This is a genomic window from Halohasta salina (assembly GCF_024178165.1).
In the GTDB taxonomy this organism is placed as follows: domain Archaea; phylum Halobacteriota; class Halobacteria; order Halobacteriales; family Haloferacaceae; genus Halohasta; species Halohasta salina.
On sequence record NZ_JAMZIE010000004.1, the window covers coordinates 104,475 to 120,561 of the forward strand.

Consider the following 16,087-nt stretch of genomic DNA (forward strand, 5'->3'; position numbering starts at 1 on the left):
AATCATGCAGGGGACAATCATCGGCGAAGACGATGCAGACATCGGGACTAAAATAACCGATAACAATGGCGTTGAGCATCAGATCGAGATGCATAAAAATAGTGGAGAGATTTACGCCCACGAACAGGACGGCTACCCAGATAAGGCAGCCAAGCGAACGGCTGAAGGAAACGAACACGTCGAGCAGGCTCGCCGATTCGCCCGGTACTACGTCTACGTCGACCGAGGGTATGACACCGTTCCGTCGACAGATCACCCCGAGCGGATCAACGCCGTCAGGCTTGCCATCCAAGAGCTCAGTGACGCGGAATTCGAGACGTTGTTCGGGGAGCTACACACACAGATGCTGAGCTATCACGACACTGTTGACCGGGCAATTCCGATACCGTCCGAGGCAGCGGGACCAGACAGTGTCTTCTACCGTCAAAACGTCTATCTGGGTATCGACCCACTCGATACCGATATTGTTGCCGACGCCGCGGATATCGCCAGTGCCTACGATCTGGATCTATCCGACGAGACACTTGCACGGTCGCTAGATGATCTTTCGACGGCTACTATCGAAGACTGGCGGTCGGTGACGGATGAGATTACTGAACGAGCTACCGAAGGGGAGATAGAGCCCGGTTCGGGGCTGTATATCGACGCTGTATCGTCGCTCTATGCGTCGTATCTGGACGACCACAGCGACGTCACTGTTACCGACCCTGCAACCGATCCGTTCGAACGCGCCCCTGATACGCTGATCGAACTCCCACCGGTTGATCCCGGTCCACTCGCTGAATTTCGGGACTACCTCGATCACCACCTCAAGTGCCAGATCCGTGACTGCTTTGTCGGCATGGGAATCGAGCCACCCGAGCAGTTCCGTGTTCTCGGCAACGGCCGTCTCAAAGCGACCGTCGCGTACACTCTGCTCGATATATATCCCGAATATCACGATCCGCAGAATCAAGAACTGCTTGGGAAGTGCTGACGGTCGGTTTGGGTGTGATTTGCGGTCGTGAACACGTTGACGAGCCGAATCAGCAGCGTGATCGACAAAGTCGACGAGTCGAAGTTAGATATGTGGTCCAGTGGTCGAACTGTTCGACTGACTGCTCCACCCCGGAACAGTATCCTTTTCGCGTCGCTTCCCTTCCCCGAACCCATGACACTGGCCGACGACACACAGGCGGCCGTCGACGAGGCGGCCGCGGCCATCGCTGCCGGCGAGGCGGTGGTCTACCCGACCGAGACCGTCTACGGGCTGGCCGCCGACGCCACCGACGCCGACGCGGTCGGCCGCGTCTTCGAGATCAAAAACCGGCCGCGGGAGAAGCCGGTGTCGGTGGCGTTCGCCGACGCCGACCACGCCCACGAGTACACCGAACCGACCGACCGCGAACGCGCGTTCATCGATCGGTTCCTCCCCGGCCCGGTGACGGTCATCGTCGACCGCAAACCGGCGTTGCCGGACGTACTGACGGACGGTCGACCCCGCGTAGGCGTCCGGATTCCCGACAACGAGGTCGCGCTGGCACTGTGTCGGGTGGCGGGGGCGATCACCGCCACCAGCGCCAACCGGAGCGGCGAGCCGAGCGTCCGGGAGCCGGCGGCGCTGCCGGCGTCGGTCCGGGAGGCAGTGGGAGGGGTCGTCGACACCGGTCGGGCACCGGGCACCGAGAGCACGGTCGTCGACGTCACCGCCGGCGAGATCATTCGCCGCGGCGCGGGTGTCGAGGCGATCGAGACGTGGCTCGCCGAGGGCTGAACGGCCGGACAAAGGGTTAATACAGGCCGACCGGCAACATGGGGCAGTACAGGGAGTGACATGTCAGCGAACCCGCCGCTTTCCACTACCGGGAAGTACCGTGTCGTCCGCCGCGAGCCCGGGTATCTGGTGATGTACTCGGTCACCGGCGAGCCGGCGACGGTCGGCACGCGCGGCTACGACACCGAGCTCCAGCAGCGCGTCGACGCCATCCAGCAGGGCGACGGGATAAAGCTCTCGGGGCGGGGGATCCATCAGGCCCGGACCGTCGGCCGGATCGACGCGGTGAAGATCGTCGACCGGCGGGCGATCCGACTGGTCTCCCGGCCGGCCCCGGTTCCCGAGCCGTTCGCCGAACTCTGGGACGGCGGCGACGGCGGGACCGTCACCGGCGGCTTCGCCAACGGCGACGGCGACCGGATCGCCGACGTGGTGCTCGAACCCGAGAGCACCGAGCTGTTGGCCATGTTCTGGAACGGACTGGTCGACTTCGAATCGCAGTTCGAACACCGACAGTTCGGCGACCGCCATCCCAGCGACGTGCTCGTGGTCAACAACGAGTCGACCGACTACATCACGGTCGTCTACCACACCGAGATCACCAAGACGCTCCAAGAGATCTACCAGCGCTACTTCGCGGAGTACGATCCGGCGACCGACACCGGCGACCGGTTCAAAGCCGAGCTGCTGTATCCCGAATACCGGCAGTTCAGGGGCGACCTCCCGGAAGACGTGCCGTCGCAGGCAGTCTTGGAATCCGAGCGGAACCCCTACCCCCACACCGAGCGGCTCACGGGACCGGTGTTGGACCAGACACAGCCGGCGGCGGTCGACCCCCGGCGCGGGCGGCGGCCAACGGGCACCCAGACCGACGCTGCCAGCGCCGACAGCGACGGCGAGGAAGCGACCGCGGAGGTCGACGACGGCGAGAGCGAAGGCGAACACGACGACGAGCCCGCGGTCGACGACCAGCCGGCGGTCGCTGCCGAACTCGACGAGGAACTCACGCAGGCGTGGACCGACGAGTCAGCGGTGACGATGGCCGACTACGGCGGCCGGCCGGAGCTGACCGAAACCATTCGGACCAACGTCATCGTCCCCTTCCGGGATCGCCCCGAACAGGCCGCCGCACTCGGGGTGCCGGTGCCGAGCATCCTGCTGTACGGCCCGCCGGGGACGGGCAAGACCTACCTCGCCAAGGCGGTCGCCGGCGAGATCGGCTACCCCTACGTCACCCTCAGCGGCGGCGATGTGCTCTCCCGATACATCAACGCCAGCGCCGAGAATATCAACGAACTGTTCGCCGAGGCGCGGGCGCTCGCTGACGAGGCCGGCGGGGCCCTCATCTTCATCGACGAGATCGATTCGGTGCTGAAGGCCCGCCAGTCGACCAACCAGCACGCCGAAGACCAGAAGGTCGTCAACGAGTTTCTGACCCAGATCGAGGATATCGGCGAGGACAACGTGCTGTTCGTCGGCGCGACCAACGCCTACGACGAACTCGACGCAGCGGCACTCAGCCGGTTCGACAAGGAGCTGTTCGTCGGCCTGCCCGACGAGCCGACCCGCGAGGCGATCATCGAGACCCACCTGTCGGATCGGGCTCACACGGTCGACGACGAGGAAATCGCCGCGCTGGCGGCCGACACCGAGGGCTACTCCGCACGGGCGCTCACTAAGATCGTCGTCGACGCCGCCCGCCGGACGCTGGTTGAGGCCGACGCCGCGGAGATCACCGCCGACGCTTGTCGGGCCGCCCTCGAAGCGGTCGACCCGGACTCAGAACCCGAGTAGCGAGCGCAGCGATCGAGTTTTGACACCACACTCGGTACGGTACTCGCAACTTTCACACCGGCTGTCGTCGACCCGCGGCGGCGGGCCGTCCATCGACCGCACGGTGCGAAGCACCCGGCGGTAGGCCGCGGTTCGCCGACAGGTCAGTTCTACCTCGCGGACGATCCCGACCGCTGGATACTCGACGAGCGCGCGGGGGATCTCTCGCTGACGCTCCCACGCCAGCGCGTTGGCGGCCGCGACCGCCCGGACCGACTGTGGTTCCCAGACGCCCTGTTCGGGTGGCTCGCCGGGCGACACGACGGTGGGAACCGGGGGATCGCCGGCCAGCAGTTTGTGGAGGAGACCGTGGCAGTCCTTCCCTTCGACGTAGTACTCCTGCTCGGTCGGCTCGCAGAGCTGTTGCCAATCGGGGCGGGTCGACAGCCGGTCGAGGGCGTCCCGGTAGTCGACCGGCGAGGAGTCGATCGGCAGGTCGGCCAGCGTTTCATCGTCGGCCTCACGGAGTTCGTCGTACCGGAAGGCCAGCGCCTGCCGGGCTTCCGCCTCGGGTGGGGGGCCACGGTCGTCGTCACGGCGGGCGTAGTAGAGCTGTCGGGGGCAGTAGGCGGCCCGACTCAGATCGCTGAACGTCGGCATACCGCCGATGGCGGCGATTTCGTATATAACGGTTCGCCCCGACTCGGAGGGGAGTTCGGGGACCAGATCACGCACCGACGAAACTCCCGAGCAACCAAATGCTACGCAAGCACGCGAGCCTGTCCCCGCCGAATCGGCGGTCATCGGTGTAGCGGTGTCCGCGTTCGACGGTCCCTCGGAGGCCTCCATTGATTTTCGTCGACGGACGCGATGACAGCGATACAAAAAGAGCCGGCGTCACGAGTATTCTGGTACTCAGTCTCGACAGTGCCGCTACAACGAGTCCAGTATAACGGATCGATCGCAGCTACCGTTCGGCTTCGAGTTGGAACCCCTCGCGCTGGGTGCCTGCTGAGCCAGTGACGCGAACAACCACGACATCAGCCGGTGGACCGTCGACGTCAAACGAAAGCCGCACTAGAAGGTCGACTGGCGTGACAGCGTCACCACATGCCTCATCAGCGGATGCGGTCCGGGTTACCTCGGTATCGACGACCGGCACGCCATTGGTGTCGATAGATGGCTCCGCACTCAGTGCAAGTTCGTAACACGTCTGTGGTGCGGACGCCTGCACGTAGACAAGCCGATCGCCTTCGTCGAAGGCAGTCTCAGCGATAAATTCCTCTACCGCGCTGTCGTCGACGTCGCCGAAGTACTCGGTGGCGGTACGACGGCTGGCGAGGAACAGCCCCCACGAGTCCGTCTCGGAGTCCCGCTCCACATCCGGCCTCACGACCGAATCGCTCACCGAATACCCAGTCAGCACCGGCACCGAATCGGGGTCAGTGGACTCGCTTCGCGGTGTCACCGCGAGTTCGATTTCACCGGCTGTCGTGTACCGGATATCCACGTAGCCATCCACAACGTGATCTGCCGGCTCGATAGCAAGCGAGAGCGTCTCGGAATGCTCTGTCCCATCAACAGCGATGGTGAATGTTTGGGTGGCTCCCGGCACCCCGATGCCTGCAATCCGCTCAGTCCCACCTCCGGGCACCTCGTAGGCGTCGTCCGCGAGAGCGTACCCGTTTTCGGTTTCCACACGTACCTCGAACGTGTGGGGTTCGTCCATCTCGTTGTGAACTCGCCCATCAATAGAGATGTCGCCCGGATCCGGGCGGGACGGGTCACCACCCGAGGTCCCGTCAAGACAGCCAGCAAAGAGACTGGGAACCACGAGTGCGGTCCCAACAACGAAGTTACGCCGATTCATAACCTGTAGTTGCAAGTGAACAGTCAAATAATTGTGTCTTTAACCGCTGCTGGACCACTGCGGTCGACGTGTTCGAACTCGATCGGTGTTATTTCCCATCGGCTACTACGACCGTTCGACGCAGAACTGTATCACAGACGGAAATTCCGGGAATGATTTAAAAATATCACAAGAAAGAGGGGAGTATGCCTTGGAGTCGACGGCGGACAGTAGCCTCCACTATCGGATTTTCTATCCCGATATTGTCGGGTTGTCTGGGCGAGTTCGGGAGTGGCGATCGAGAACTCCAAGCGGCGCCCTCAGGAACGTGGCACCAATCTGGGCACGATGCCCAAAATACCAGTGTGTCAGACGTGACCGTTCCCGATCGCGGGACGCCAGCGTGGAACGGTGGCAGTGCCACGACGGTTCCGCCGCTGATCGCTGGAGAGACGGTGTATTCAGTTAGTGGCGAATTGACGGCACTGGATGCCCAAACTGGGCAACAGCGCTGGGAGACCGACCTCGATGTCGACTCCCCCGGTGGTATCGTAACACAGCCCGCTGTTTCCGGGGATCGTATTCTGCTTGGATTGGAGGGGAAGTTACGGTCGTTCGATCCCGATGACGGTAGCGAGCAATGGGAACAGCCGATCGATGGTGTCCCAATCGGGCCGATAACGGTCAGTGCTGACGACGGGATTGCCGTTGTACCGTTTGAACGCCCTTCGGAGGGCGACCCGATAATCGAACTTATCGGAGTTTCAATCACTTCGGGTCAGACGGAGTGGACGGCTCAAATGTTGGCGTCCGTTCGTACGACCCCACCTGCAGTGAGAGACGAGCAGGTCTATGCAGCCGGCTACACGCAGGAAGACAGGCCGATTCTCCGCTGTTTCGGGATCGAAACGGGGGATTTCGTGTGGGAGCAACAACTCACCGATCCATCGACACCCCCTGTCGCCACCGAGGATGGCGTGTTCATCGGCGAGGAGGGACAACTCAGTATCTACGATCTAGTCGACGGAGAACCGACTGGATCAATCACTGTTTCGGACCGTCCGATCAGTGCGTTTGCGGTCACTGATACGACGGCATTCGTCCTCGATGGTGGGGGACTCTCTGCGCTGTCGATTACCGATGGTACCGAGCAGTGGTCTGTAGAGGGAACGCCACAGGCCGACGGCCTCGCCGTCGGAGAAAACGCAGTCGTCGCTCCGATTTCTTCCGATAGGTTTCCTCTTGACACGTCTTGGCCATGTATTGCTGCGTTCAGCCGGAACGACGGAACGGTCCAGTGGTATCATGCAATCGACGACACGTTCGACCCGGTTATCAGTACCCCACCGGTTATCGCCGACGGAGCGGTTTTGATGATTAGTAATCAGAACTCCGGGATCACTGCGCTCGGCGATCTACCACCGCAAGAGGAGTAGCCACCAGCGACGAACGGGAATGGAGTCGCTAGAACGCGACGGCTTCGACTCGGTTGGGGGACGCCGTCGACTGTACTGTAAGCTGATATTTGACGAAGCCCGAAATCACACGACGGTAGTATCATAAAAACATAGAACCGACAGGCGGTGCGGGCTACCGCAGCACCGGCTTACCGGTCGACCTCGCCCATAATCGTATCCAGACTGCCCAGCGTTGCGATCAGATCCGGCACCTGTCCGCCGACGGTCATCGCGGGGAGCGCCTGCAGATTCGAAAACGACGGGCCGCGGATCTTGAACCGCGCGGGTTTCTCGGTGCCGTCTGCCCGCATGTATATCCCCAGTTCGCCTTTGGCTGCCTCGACAGCCCAGTATCCCTCCGTGTCATCATCGGGCCGGATCGTCCGTGGGACGTTCGACTGGATCGTTCGCTCGTCGACGGGCCACTCTTCGAGCAGGTCGACACACTGGTCGATAATTTTGGCTGATTCTTCGACTTCCTGAAGCCGAACCAGTAGCCGCGAGTAGTTGTCGCCGTCCGGTTCGGTGATCACGTTCCACTCGAGGCGGTCGTAGTAGCCGTAGGGGTCGTCGCGTCGCAGATCGTAGTCGACGCCCGATCCGCGTGCGACCGGGCCGGTACAGCCGTAGTCTTTGGCCACCTCGGCCGGCAGGACGCCGGTGTCGACGGTTCGCGTCTGGATGATCTCGTTGCCGGTGAGGAGATTGTGAATGTCGGTGAGGCGTTCGGGGAGTCCATCGAGGTACGAACGGACCTGCTCGAAGAACTCACTGCGTGGCTCCGGCAGGTCCCAGACCACACCCCCGAGCCGAAAGTAGTTGAACATGAGTCGCTGGCCCGTGAGGTCTTCGAGGATCTTCTGGACCCGCTCGCGCTCGTTGATCGCATACATGAACGTGGCCGTGAAATCCCCGGAGACGTCCAGCGCGTAGGCCCCGGCTGCCAGCATGTGGGCCAGAATCCGGCTGAATTCGGCCGACATCGTCCGAAGCACCTGTGCATACTCGGGGACCTCGATGTCGGCCAGCGACTCGGCGGCGCGGGCATAGGCCCACTCGTTGAGCAAGCCGCCACCGCTCCAGTCCCAGCGGTCGGGGTACGGCATGATCTGGTAGCGGTAGGTGCAGTTTTGGGCCATCTGCTCTTCGCATCGGTGAATGTAGCCGATATCGGGCTCGACGGCCGCGACTTGTTCGCCGTCGAGGGTGAGTTTGAGATGCATCACCCCGTGTGTCGCCGGATGGTGCGGCCCGATGTTGATGAACATCGTTCCCTCCCGCCCCTCGCTCGCGATCGCGTGGGCCGAGCCGTCCTGCTCCCGAAGCGGGACGATCTGTGGCTGGTCCTGATCGTAGTCCAGGGAGAGTGGATGGCCCTGCCACGTCTCGGGCAGCAGAATCCGCCGCAAGTCGGGATGGTCGTCGTACTCGATCCCCACGAGATCGAAGGCCTCGCGTTCGTGCCACGCGGCCGTCTGGAACGCCGTCGTACCGGACGTCGACCGCGGCTCCTCGCTGGATGTCGGCACGACGATACTCGCCTCTTGAGTGGGATCGTCGTAGGAGCGCAGATGGTACATCGTCTCGTAGCGGTCCGGATACTGCTGGGCAGTCACACAGGAGAGGTGGTCCAACCCCGACTCGGTTTTGAGCGTGCGGAGAACGTCCGGGACGTCTTGGGGCTTGATCCGTCCTGCCGGCGCGTTACGGTGTGTCTCCCGTCCGATGAGAGACGCTGTCACCGGAGCGAGAATCCCGGAGCGGTCGGATTCCGCTGGCACATCGCTGACGGCTTCGGTCGACATAGCTGTCCCTTCGTCGCTATCTATCCAACAATTCTGCCTCACTACTCCGGTTATTTATTTACCAACGTCCATCAGTTGGCTGTGAAATACGTTCGGCTCACACTTTGGTTTGCAGCCGATGCGATGCATCCGATGCAACAGTTTATCGACGAATCGGATGCCGTCGACCGGGATGTGTTGGTTCACGGCAACACGATAGGCGAACTCGATACCTTCCTGTTCTACGTCGTCGGCGACCGTGAGCCGTACGCGGCGGCCCTCGAGGCGACCGACATGGTCACCGACTTCGAGATTACGGCCATCGACGACCGAAGCTTCTACTGTTTTCTGACGCAGCAGCGCAACGCCGTCGACGAGGCCATGTTCGACTCGTTCAACCGAACTGGCGTCATCATCGTGCCGCCGATCGAGTTCCTTCCGGACGGGGTGGCAAACCTCACCGTCGTCGGCGACGGCTCCAGCCTGCAGGAAACGCTCGATGAGATCCCCGAGGCGGTGACGGTGACGATCCAGCAGGTCGGCGACTACGACTGGCGACAGGCTCTCTTCGATCCAGAACTGACAGACCGCCAGCGAGAGGCGGTGACTGCCGCGGTCGAGGCCGGCTACTACGCGGTTCCACGTGAGAGCGATATCGAGGCGATCGCTGCGACCCTCGATTGTGCAGCGAGTACGGCGGCCGAACACCTGCGAAAGGCCGAGCAGGCGGTGATGGCCGAGTACTGTGGGCTCCACCGCTACGAGTGATCCCGGCTTGTCAGGAGCCCGGATTGTCGACCGGCGTCCATTGCGGTATTCGATCGTCGATACCGAGTGTTCCGTCCCGCCAGCGGATGTACACGACGAGCAACAGGCCGCCGACGGCGGCGAATATCACTCTGAGAAGGCCCTCTTCACCGATCCAGACCGTCGGTCCGCCAGCATCGAGAACGAACAGTTCCGGAGACCGCTGTGAGACTCCCAGACCGAAGATCGCACTCATGCTGAAATTGTAGCACGCGTGAAACCCCATCGGCAGGCCGAGATCACCCGTCAGGGTGTAGATACCGCCGAAAATCAGCCCAGCCAGCAGGTAGTAGCCATATCCTCCAGGGCCGGTGACCTTACCGCTATGCATGAACGCGAAGACGCCAGTACTGATAGCGAGGGCGAGACCAACGGCCACCCAGCGCGGAACATGGCCGTCGGCACCTTCGGCGAGGTTCTTCAGCATCGCTCCGCGGAAGACGAACTCCTCCCACGACGCCGCGACCGCCGTGAGGGCAAACGTCACCGCCATCGCTACCAGAAACGGGAGTTGGTCAGCGCCCCCGGCGACGTCGACCACCGTAATCCAGCCGACGCTGAGCGCGACGAGAAACGTGCCGGCGTTGACCGCCGTCGCGATCAGCCCACCGACGGCGAACGACCGCAGCCAGTCGCGGTCGACTGCGAGGCCGTAGTTGGCGAGCGGCCGCCTGTCGAGGAGTTTCGAACTGATGAGGATGCTCCCGGCGAGCACCGCGACGAGGCCGAGCAACTCGATTGGCTCTTTTATCGGGTGGTCGAACCGGGCTCTCGTCGTCGAGATGGCTGCGGCAAGCCCGAGAAACGACACCACGAGCGGCACCAGCGCACGGAGCGGTGCGCGGAGTCGACCCTCTGTGCGGTTCCAAAGTGGCCATATGAGTCGCTGCCATCCCTGCTGTACTGTCGGCGGTACGCGGTCGATCGGTGATTTCAACGACATACCTACAGAGAGGTCCACGAGGGGCCTATGGGTGCAGGGACGGCTTCTCGGTCGGAAGCCGGGGTCTTTTATTTATGTCAGTTCGCTATGGTTGGTATGGACGACGAGGAACTCCTCGCGTTGCTCGAAGACGAGTATGCGCGGGCGATCCTCGCCACACTCACCACCGAACCGATGTCCGTCTCCGAACTCTGTAGCAGCTGTGAGATGTCCGATCCCACCGCCTACCGCCGGCTCGACCGATTACAGAACGTCGACCTCGTCGAGGAACGACAGGCGCTCGATCCGGACGGCCACCACTACAAACGCTACGTCGCGATCGTCGACGAGGTGACTGTTAGCTTCGCGGACGGCAGCTACGACGTCACGGTAACCCGCAGTGCTGCACAGCCCTCCGACCGCTTCACCGATCTGTTCGAGGGGTTATCCCAATGACGCTGCTTCAGTTCAGCACGACAGGTGGCAACCTGTGGCTTGCGGTGGGGATCTTCGGACTCTCGGCAGTCACTGTGGGGTTATCCGTGCTGATCGCCGTGCTACTCGTACGTGGGTATCGCCGTGGGCCGGGGCATCGCGGGATGTTGACGCTCGCAGTCGGCCTGATTTTCCTGACGACGGTGCCGGAACTGCTTCGGGTCGGGTTGCCCTCGTTCACCGCCGTCGGAACGGTCAATCGGTCTATCCTCGTCAGTAGTTTCGAGCTGCTTGGACTGGGGACGATCCTCTGGGCGATCTATGGGAGTGAGAGACGATGATTGGCGATCTCGTGACGCCGTCGGCCATTGCAGTGGCTTCCGGGGCTCTGACAGGGATCGTCGGGCTCTTCGTGGCAACGCTGGCCTATCGAGGCTATCGTCGGAACGATTCGCCGATGATGCGGTGGCTCGCTGTCGGAATCGGTCTGCTGACTGCCGGTGCCTTCCTCACAGCGATCGTTGTCGACCAGGCCGGTGGCAGTGATACGGCCGTCTTACTTGCTCGGGGACTCGTTACCGTTGCTGGCCTCTCTGCGATTCTGTATGCACTCCTCTCGTAGCTTTGCCACACACAAGTCGGAGCTTCCGCCTGCAATTACGTGAAAAACGGAGACTGGTTATTGAACCGCTTCTCTGGAGGCTCGTTTGTGGAGGCTGACGGCGATCCCACCCGGAAACGCGACTGTGATATCTGTCCCACTCGCTTCAGATCTTCGTCGGTACGGGTATCTGTACTACTGGGGGATCGGTGCCGGCACTTCCGAGACACACGAGACTCCAGCTAGTAAACTGAAACGGGAACGGGCTGAGAGACCGTCCGCAGCGTCGCTGCTCGATCAGCCGTCAGTCGACTCGATCGCACAGTCAAGCCCGCCGGTATCGAGACGGATCGACAGGCTGTCGAACCGGAGATAGTAGGTGGTTCGGTGGTGACCATCGGCGTCGTACCGAAGGTCAGTCGAGAGGAGGCCGGCCTCCTGAAGCCGACTGAGCCGTCGGTACACCGTCGTACGTGAGCTCTCACACTGGGCGACGATCTCGCGGGCGGTCTTCGGTTCGTCGACGATGACGGCACTGATTTCGCGGGCGTGGTCGTCGTCGAGAAGATCGATGAGTACCTCCATCGAGACGCTCCGCTGCGATGTGTCAGTCGACTTCGCGGCCGGCGAAGCACATTGTTGTATCATCGGGGTCGCTCCTCCAGTGAGTGGCCGGCCGCAAGTAATGACTCGGTGAGGAGCCCGCCGAACTCCGCGATGGCGTTCAACAGATGCAGCGAGGCCAGCCCCAGCAGGACTCCAGCAACCGACAGACCGACTGCTTCGGGGAGTGTGTCGACGGTGTAGGTGGCCACCTGATAGGGGAACTCTGGGTTGTCGTACAGCGCCGGCGCAGCGATCAGCGTGGCAACTACTGTCGTGAGTGTCACGAGAACGATGAACGCAACCAAGCCGAAGACGGATTTCACTGCAACGAGCCCGAGACTCGTCCACGTCGACGGATCAGTTACAAACCGTTTGCACGCGGTGTAAATGCCGATATCCTCGGCATCGAGGTCCATCCGGAGCCCAGTGAGTGCAACAGGCGTTGCTGACTCGCGGTCGAGACAGCGACGGGCCAAATACGATTCGAACCACGCTGCCCACGTTACCGTCACCAACGTCACCAACAGGATCGGCAGCCCGATTACCGTCACCGAGAGTCCAACGCCCACAGAGAGGCCGGTCGACGTCACGAGGAAGTACGCCACGGCGAGTGGGCACGCGATCACGAGGTACAACAGCCGTCTGTAGGTATCGCCGTCGAACGGGACGGCGAGGAACTGTACGAGCGCGTCGGGAAACTGCGTCCGCGAATCTGTCATCGTCACATCCCGACAGAGACTGGGAAAGACGGTATAACTGGGTTCCGGGCTTTCGACCCCGTAGTTGGGCGAAGTGTTTATATACTAGAAATAGCCGTCAAACCGACCGGGAGCGTGAACGGAGGAGACGCCGTGAACTGCCCCGGTTCGAGCATCCACAGCCGCCTCGTTCGTCGCGTTTCGATCCGTGAAACGACCCGTGATTCCGTCGGGACTGCCGCTGAGGCGTCGGCGGTCTCGGCAGTCACAAAACGGGATACCTCACGGTTCGATCCGTATCTGAACACCGCCCTCAGAAGGAGACATCGGTCTCGATATCCTCGGTGGCCTCCCGGAGCCCGTCCTCGCGGGCGTCGCGGGCGAGTTGACCCGTGAGATCCGAGTCGGTCAACAGTTCGGCGAACTCGTCGCGGAACCGGTTGTTGGCCCGCGTCGACCGGAGATCGGCCGCCACGACCTCGCTGTAGTGGCGGGCGGTTTCCTCGGAGATCCCGAGCTGCTCGGCCCGCTCGGCGAGCGGGACGTCGTCGACGACCAGTCGGCGGAGGCCGTCGAGGTCGAACGGGGCCTCGCGGTCGTCATCGTCGACGAGATGGAGGTCCAGCCGCGCGGTGCGGACGGCCTCGGGGTCGGCGGCGAGTTCGGCGGCGATCTCCCGATCGGTACAGTCGCTGTAGTACCACTGGACGATCCGACACAGCGTCTCGGTGTCGAAGGTGGTCTCGAAGTCGTAGCGGTCCCGCATTCGGTCGACGAGTTCCACCAGCCGATCGGTGACGTCGGTATCGGTGTCGGTCAGCGAGCCCGGCGACTCGGCTTGGCTCTCGGTGACGGTGTCCGAGCCGGTCGCGTCGATGAAGATGTCCCGGAGTTCGGCGGTCTTGTCGTCCATGGATGGAACCATCACAGCGTGCGGATATAAAAGCCTGTCTGCGGTCTCACCGGGTTGGAAGCCGCCGCTCGGCGGCCGAGGCAACATCAACAGCGACGAAGGAAACGTCGTAAACCGATTCTTTGAAGTTAGTTTACGATCGTCGTCGGGTATGGCAACTTCGACGGAATCAGTCGATCTGGTCGACGGAACGACCGTGCGCAATCTCGCCCGTGCGGCGCTGTTCGCGGCGCTCGTGGCGGGGTTTTCCTACGTCTCGTTTCCCAACCCGCTCGCGCCAAGCATCCCCGTGACGCTGCAAGTCCTCGGCGTCTACCTTGCGGGAATCATGCTCGGACCGCTGTGGGGGACGGCCTCGATCGGCCTCTATCTGGCGGCCGGCGCGGTCGGGATCCCCGTTTTCGCCGGTGGCTCGGCGGGGCTCGGCGTCCTGCTCGGCAGTCCGACCCTCGGCTATCTGTGGTCCTACCCGGTCGGCGCGGGTGTCGTCGGCCTCGTCGTCCACCGTGGCACCGATCTCCAAGATTACACCACCGTCGGCGTCCCGCTGCTGGTCGGTGCGATGGTCGCCGGCACGGTCGTCATCTACGCGATGGGGACGGTCGGCTTCGCGGTGATCCAGAACGTCGGCCTCGTCGAGGCCTTCTCGCTTTCGGCGGTCGCGTTCGTCCCCTTCGAGGCCGTCAAGATCGCCGCCGTCGTCGGCATCCTCCGGCGCGACGCGATCGCCGCAGTCGAATGATCCGCACACACGAGGTCGTCTGCCAGTACGACGAGACGATCGCCGTCGACGGCGTCTCCCTCAACATCGAGAACGGCGAGTACGTCGCCATCGTCGGCCCGAACGGGTCGGGAAAGACGACACTCGTTCGGACGTTCAACGGGCTCGTAACCCCCGACAACGGCAGGATACTGGTCGACGGAACCCCGGTCGAGGACGATCTCGTCGCTGCCCGGCAGGCCGTCGGGATGGTGTTTCAGGAGCCGCGGGACGCCTTCGTCGCCGCGACCATCGGCGCGGACGTGGCATTCGGCCCGCACAACCTCGGGCTGTCGCACGCCGAGGTCGACCGCCGGGTCGAGGCGGCCCTCGAAGCAGTCGCGCTCGCGGGGCGGGACAACGAGCGGATCGACCGGCTGTCGGGCGGCGAACGCGAGCGGGTCGCCATCGCGGGCGCGCTGGCGATGGAACCCGCCCATCTCGTGCTCGACGAGCCGCTGACCGGCCTCGACGAACCCGCCCGACGGTCGGTGCTTTCGAGACTTGCATCGCTCCACGCCGCGGGGACCAGCGTGATCGTCGTTACCCACGACCTTCGGGGCGTGATCGATGCCGCCGATCGCGTGATCGGGATGGTCGACGGCCGGATCGCGGTCGATACCGACGCCGCGACCGCCCGCGAGGAACTTGCGGCCCTCGACGTCTACGTGCCGCCCGAGACCGCGCGTCCGGGGCAGACCGCGTCGACGCCCGACTCCTAATGCTCCGATACCAGCCGGGCGATTCGTTGGCCCACCGACTCGACCCGCGAACCAAACTCTGCTTTCAGCTCGCGTTCGCAGCAGTCGCCTTCGCCTACACCTCCCCGCGGGGCCTGCTCGCCGTCGGCACGCTGGGACTGCTCGCGCTGGCGGCTGCCGACACGAATCCGCTCCGAGTAGTCTGGTCCTACCGGTTCGTTATGCCGTTCCTACTGGCCGCGCCGGCGGTCGCTATGCTCACACTCGGCCCGCCGTGGCTCGTCCCTGCGGCGGCCGTCGACCCCGCGCTGGCGAGCGTTCGGAACCTGCTGGTGATCGCGGTGGGTGGCGGCTACATTCGGACCACGTCGGTCACCGACTCGCGGGCGGCGATCCAGCGGACGGTGCCCGGTCGACCGGGGCAGTTCCTCGGGCTCGGAATCGAACTCGTCGCCCGGTTTCTGCCCGTCCTGCGGCGGGATCTGCTGGCGATGCGGGACGCCGAGGCCGCCCGACTGGGGACGGATCGGCCACTCGGCGAACGGATGTCGACGCTGGCGGCCGTCGGGCTGAACCGGGCGTTCCGGCGTGCCGACCGGCTGTCGGCCGCGATGCAGGCGCGCTGTCTCTCGTGGAACCCGACGCTGCCGCCATTGGGATTCGGGTGGGTCGACTACCCGATTGTGGGGCTATCACTGCTGCTGTTCGGGGCAGCGGCGGCACAGGTCGTCGGGCTCGCGCCGTCGTTTTAATCGGTCTCCCGCTGTCGGGCGATCCGCTGGAGTGCGTCGGCGATCGCCTCGACGGCCGCAAGGAACCGCCAGCCGAGATACAGCGCCCCACAGAGAACGCCGATCCAGATACCCAAGAGGATCTGGCTGGCAATGACAACCGAGTAGGCGAGGACAAGCAGATAGCCGACCACGAAAACAGCGAGCCACGACCGTCGAACGGCAGGTGGAGACCAGTCGCTCATACACCGGCATTAGTCAGCGAATAACAAAAACCATCGAGACTGTTTCCGGCTG

19 protein-coding genes are annotated in these 16,087 nt (G+C 63.3%); 11 read left to right on the forward strand and 8 right to left on the reverse strand.

Annotation, left to right across the window (positions count from 1 at the left end; all coding sequences use genetic code 11):
* The first annotated feature begins 4 nt into the window (after nucleotides 1–4).
* From NKJ34_RS10360 to NKJ34_RS10370, 3 genes are all read left to right on the forward strand, one after another.
* Nucleotides 5–976 (forward strand): DUF7958 family protein, encoded by a 972-nt coding sequence (locus NKJ34_RS10360; protein WP_253738226.1) that lies wholly within the window; start codon nucleotides 5–7, stop codon nucleotides 974–976.
* Nucleotides 977–1,156: 180 nt separating this feature from the next.
* The gene (locus NKJ34_RS10365; RefSeq protein ID WP_425491816.1) at nucleotides 1,157–1,753 is read left to right on the forward strand and encodes an L-threonylcarbamoyladenylate synthase; all 597 of its coding nucleotides are present in this window, start codon (nucleotides 1,157–1,159) and stop codon (nucleotides 1,751–1,753) included.
* A 60-nt stretch (nucleotides 1,754–1,813) separates the two neighbouring features.
* Nucleotides 1,814–3,547 (forward strand): ATP-binding protein, encoded by a 1,734-nt coding sequence (locus NKJ34_RS10370; protein ID WP_253738228.1) that lies wholly within the window; start codon nucleotides 1,814–1,816, stop codon nucleotides 3,545–3,547.
* Here the strand turns inward: NKJ34_RS10370 and NKJ34_RS10375 are convergent.
* Both NKJ34_RS10375 and NKJ34_RS10380 read right to left on the reverse strand, forming a co-directional pair.
* On the reverse strand, nucleotides 3,533–4,186 hold the full coding sequence (locus NKJ34_RS10375) for a CRISPR-associated protein Cas4 (RefSeq protein WP_253738381.1): 654 nt from the start codon (nucleotides 4,184–4,186) through the stop codon (nucleotides 3,533–3,535). The two genes, NKJ34_RS10370 and NKJ34_RS10375, sit on opposite strands and share 15 nt — an antisense overlap.
* 307 nt (nucleotides 4,187–4,493) lie before the next feature.
* Nucleotides 4,494–5,255 carry a hypothetical protein gene (locus NKJ34_RS10380; RefSeq protein WP_253738229.1) on the reverse strand — a complete coding sequence of 254 codons (762 nt, stop codon included), beginning with the start codon at nucleotides 5,253–5,255 and terminating at the stop codon, nucleotides 4,494–4,496.
* Between the two features lie 485 nt (nucleotides 5,256–5,740).
* Here NKJ34_RS10380 and NKJ34_RS10385 point away from each other — a divergent pair, with 485 nt between their 5' ends.
* Entirely contained in the window at nucleotides 5,741–6,811 is a 1,071-nt protein-coding gene (locus NKJ34_RS10385) for an outer membrane protein assembly factor BamB family protein (protein ID WP_253738230.1), read from the forward strand.
* Nucleotides 6,812–6,981: 170 nt separating this feature from the next.
* Here the strand turns inward: NKJ34_RS10385 and NKJ34_RS10390 are convergent, their stop codons facing one another.
* Entirely contained in the window at nucleotides 6,982–8,637 is a 1,656-nt protein-coding gene (locus NKJ34_RS10390) for an NADH-quinone oxidoreductase subunit D (protein WP_253738231.1), read from the reverse strand.
* Between the two features lie 132 nt (nucleotides 8,638–8,769).
* Between NKJ34_RS10390 and NKJ34_RS10395 the strand changes: the two genes are divergently transcribed.
* Complete coding sequence (locus NKJ34_RS10395; RefSeq protein WP_253738232.1) at nucleotides 8,770–9,384, forward strand: helix-turn-helix domain-containing protein; 615 nt, start codon at nucleotides 8,770–8,772, stop codon at nucleotides 9,382–9,384.
* Between the two features lie 10 nt (nucleotides 9,385–9,394).
* Here NKJ34_RS10395 and NKJ34_RS10400 read toward each other — a convergent pair whose 3' ends face one another.
* Entirely contained in the window at nucleotides 9,395–10,366 is a 972-nt protein-coding gene (locus NKJ34_RS10400) for a CPBP family intramembrane glutamic endopeptidase (RefSeq protein WP_253738233.1), read from the reverse strand.
* A 96-nt stretch (nucleotides 10,367–10,462) separates the two neighbouring features.
* Here NKJ34_RS10400 and NKJ34_RS10405 point away from each other — a divergent pair, with 96 nt between their 5' ends.
* Genes NKJ34_RS10405 through NKJ34_RS10415 form a run of 3 tightly spaced genes read left to right on the forward strand, consistent with a single transcriptional unit; the run spans nucleotide 10,463 to nucleotide 11,402 of the window.
* Nucleotides 10,463–10,801: an ArsR/SmtB family transcription factor gene (locus tag NKJ34_RS10405; protein WP_253738234.1), complete on the forward strand. Its 339-nt coding sequence runs from the start codon at nucleotides 10,463–10,465 to the stop codon at nucleotides 10,799–10,801.
* Nucleotides 10,798–11,121, forward strand: coding sequence for a hypothetical protein (locus NKJ34_RS10410; protein WP_253738235.1), 324 nt, complete (start codon nucleotides 10,798–10,800; stop codon nucleotides 11,119–11,121). Before NKJ34_RS10405 ends, NKJ34_RS10410 begins: the two co-directional genes overlap by 4 nt.
* A complete protein-coding gene (locus NKJ34_RS10415; protein WP_253738236.1) occupies nucleotides 11,118–11,402 on the forward strand; it encodes a DUF7521 family protein in 285 nt (94 codons plus the stop codon). Before NKJ34_RS10410 ends, NKJ34_RS10415 begins: the two co-directional genes overlap by 4 nt.
* A gap of 276 nt (nucleotides 11,403–11,678) precedes the next feature.
* On the opposite strand, the gene NKJ34_RS10420 is transcribed toward NKJ34_RS10415, so the two are convergent.
* The 3 genes from NKJ34_RS10420 to NKJ34_RS10430 all read right to left on the reverse strand — a co-directional run bounded on the left by NKJ34_RS10420 (nucleotide 11,679) and on the right by NKJ34_RS10430 (nucleotide 13,598).
* Nucleotides 11,679–11,966, reverse strand: a complete 288-nt coding sequence (locus NKJ34_RS10420) for an ArsR/SmtB family transcription factor (RefSeq protein ID WP_253738237.1) — start codon at nucleotides 11,964–11,966, stop codon at nucleotides 11,679–11,681.
* A 59-nt stretch (nucleotides 11,967–12,025) separates the two neighbouring features.
* Nucleotides 12,026–12,706, reverse strand: a complete 681-nt coding sequence (locus NKJ34_RS10425) for a sensor domain-containing protein (protein ID WP_253738238.1) — start codon at nucleotides 12,704–12,706, stop codon at nucleotides 12,026–12,028.
* Nucleotides 12,707–12,998: 292 nt separating this feature from the next.
* Entirely contained in the window at nucleotides 12,999–13,598 is a 600-nt protein-coding gene (locus NKJ34_RS10430; protein WP_253738239.1) for a conditioned medium-induced protein 4, read from the reverse strand.
* A gap of 151 nt (nucleotides 13,599–13,749) precedes the next feature.
* Here NKJ34_RS10430 and NKJ34_RS10435 point away from each other — a divergent pair, with 151 nt between their 5' ends.
* The 3 genes from NKJ34_RS10435 to NKJ34_RS10445 are packed head-to-tail and all read left to right on the forward strand — an operon-like array spanning nucleotide 13,750 to nucleotide 15,811.
* On the forward strand, nucleotides 13,750–14,340 hold the full coding sequence (locus tag NKJ34_RS10435; RefSeq protein ID WP_253738240.1) for a biotin transporter BioY: 591 nt from the start codon (nucleotides 13,750–13,752) through the stop codon (nucleotides 14,338–14,340).
* Entirely contained in the window at nucleotides 14,337–15,080 is a 744-nt protein-coding gene (locus tag NKJ34_RS10440; protein WP_253738241.1) for an energy-coupling factor ABC transporter ATP-binding protein, read from the forward strand. The genes NKJ34_RS10435 and NKJ34_RS10440 overlap by 4 nt, the downstream gene beginning before the upstream one ends.
* Nucleotides 15,080–15,811, forward strand: a complete 732-nt coding sequence (locus tag NKJ34_RS10445; RefSeq protein ID WP_253738242.1) for an energy-coupling factor transporter transmembrane component T family protein — start codon at nucleotides 15,080–15,082, stop codon at nucleotides 15,809–15,811. The genes NKJ34_RS10440 and NKJ34_RS10445 overlap by 1 nt, the downstream gene beginning before the upstream one ends.
* Here NKJ34_RS10445 and NKJ34_RS10450 read toward each other — a convergent pair.
* Nucleotides 15,808–16,035 carry a DUF8066 domain-containing protein gene (locus tag NKJ34_RS10450; protein ID WP_253738243.1) on the reverse strand — a complete coding sequence of 76 codons (228 nt, stop codon included), beginning with the start codon at nucleotides 16,033–16,035 and terminating at the stop codon, nucleotides 15,808–15,810. The two genes, NKJ34_RS10445 and NKJ34_RS10450, sit on opposite strands and share 4 nt — an antisense overlap.
* Between the last annotated feature and the right edge of the window lie 52 nt (nucleotides 16,036–16,087).

What these genes read in the sequence shown, in the direction of transcription:
- NKJ34_RS10360 (WP_253738226.1), top strand. Translation starts at nt 5, where the DNA reads ATGCAGGGGACAATCATCGGCGAAGACGATGCAGACATCGGGACTAAA.
- NKJ34_RS10370 (WP_253738228.1), top strand. Translation starts at nt 1,814, where the DNA reads ATGTCAGCGAACCCGCCGCTTTCCACTACCGGGAAGTACCGTGTCGTC.
- NKJ34_RS10375 (WP_253738381.1), bottom strand. Translation starts at nt 4,186, where the DNA reads ATGCCGACGTTCAGCGATCTGAGTCGGGCCGCCTACTGCCCCCGACAG.
- NKJ34_RS10380 (WP_253738229.1), bottom strand. Translation starts at nt 5,255, where the DNA reads ATGGACGAACCCCACACGTTCGAGGTACGTGTGGAAACCGAAAACGGG.
- NKJ34_RS10390 (WP_253738231.1), bottom strand. Translation starts at nt 8,637, where the DNA reads ATGTCGACCGAAGCCGTCAGCGATGTGCCAGCGGAATCCGACCGCTCC.
- NKJ34_RS10395 (WP_253738232.1), top strand. Translation starts at nt 8,770, where the DNA reads ATGCAACAGTTTATCGACGAATCGGATGCCGTCGACCGGGATGTGTTG.
- NKJ34_RS10400 (WP_253738233.1), bottom strand. Translation starts at nt 10,366, where the DNA reads ATGTCGTTGAAATCACCGATCGACCGCGTACCGCCGACAGTACAGCAG.
- NKJ34_RS10405 (WP_253738234.1), top strand. Translation starts at nt 10,463, where the DNA reads ATGGACGACGAGGAACTCCTCGCGTTGCTCGAAGACGAGTATGCGCGG.
- NKJ34_RS10410 (WP_253738235.1), top strand. Translation starts at nt 10,798, where the DNA reads ATGACGCTGCTTCAGTTCAGCACGACAGGTGGCAACCTGTGGCTTGCG.
- NKJ34_RS10415 (WP_253738236.1), top strand. Translation starts at nt 11,118, where the DNA reads ATGATTGGCGATCTCGTGACGCCGTCGGCCATTGCAGTGGCTTCCGGG.
- NKJ34_RS10420 (WP_253738237.1), bottom strand. Translation starts at nt 11,966, where the DNA reads ATGGAGGTACTCATCGATCTTCTCGACGACGACCACGCCCGCGAAATC.
- NKJ34_RS10425 (WP_253738238.1), bottom strand. Translation starts at nt 12,706, where the DNA reads ATGACAGATTCGCGGACGCAGTTTCCCGACGCGCTCGTACAGTTCCTC.
- NKJ34_RS10430 (WP_253738239.1), bottom strand. Translation starts at nt 13,598, where the DNA reads ATGGACGACAAGACCGCCGAACTCCGGGACATCTTCATCGACGCGACC.
- NKJ34_RS10435 (WP_253738240.1), top strand. Translation starts at nt 13,750, where the DNA reads ATGGCAACTTCGACGGAATCAGTCGATCTGGTCGACGGAACGACCGTG.
- NKJ34_RS10440 (WP_253738241.1), top strand. Translation starts at nt 14,337, where the DNA reads ATGATCCGCACACACGAGGTCGTCTGCCAGTACGACGAGACGATCGCC.
- NKJ34_RS10445 (WP_253738242.1), top strand. Translation starts at nt 15,080, where the DNA reads ATGCTCCGATACCAGCCGGGCGATTCGTTGGCCCACCGACTCGACCCG.
- NKJ34_RS10450 (WP_253738243.1), bottom strand. Translation starts at nt 16,035, where the DNA reads ATGAGCGACTGGTCTCCACCTGCCGTTCGACGGTCGTGGCTCGCTGTT.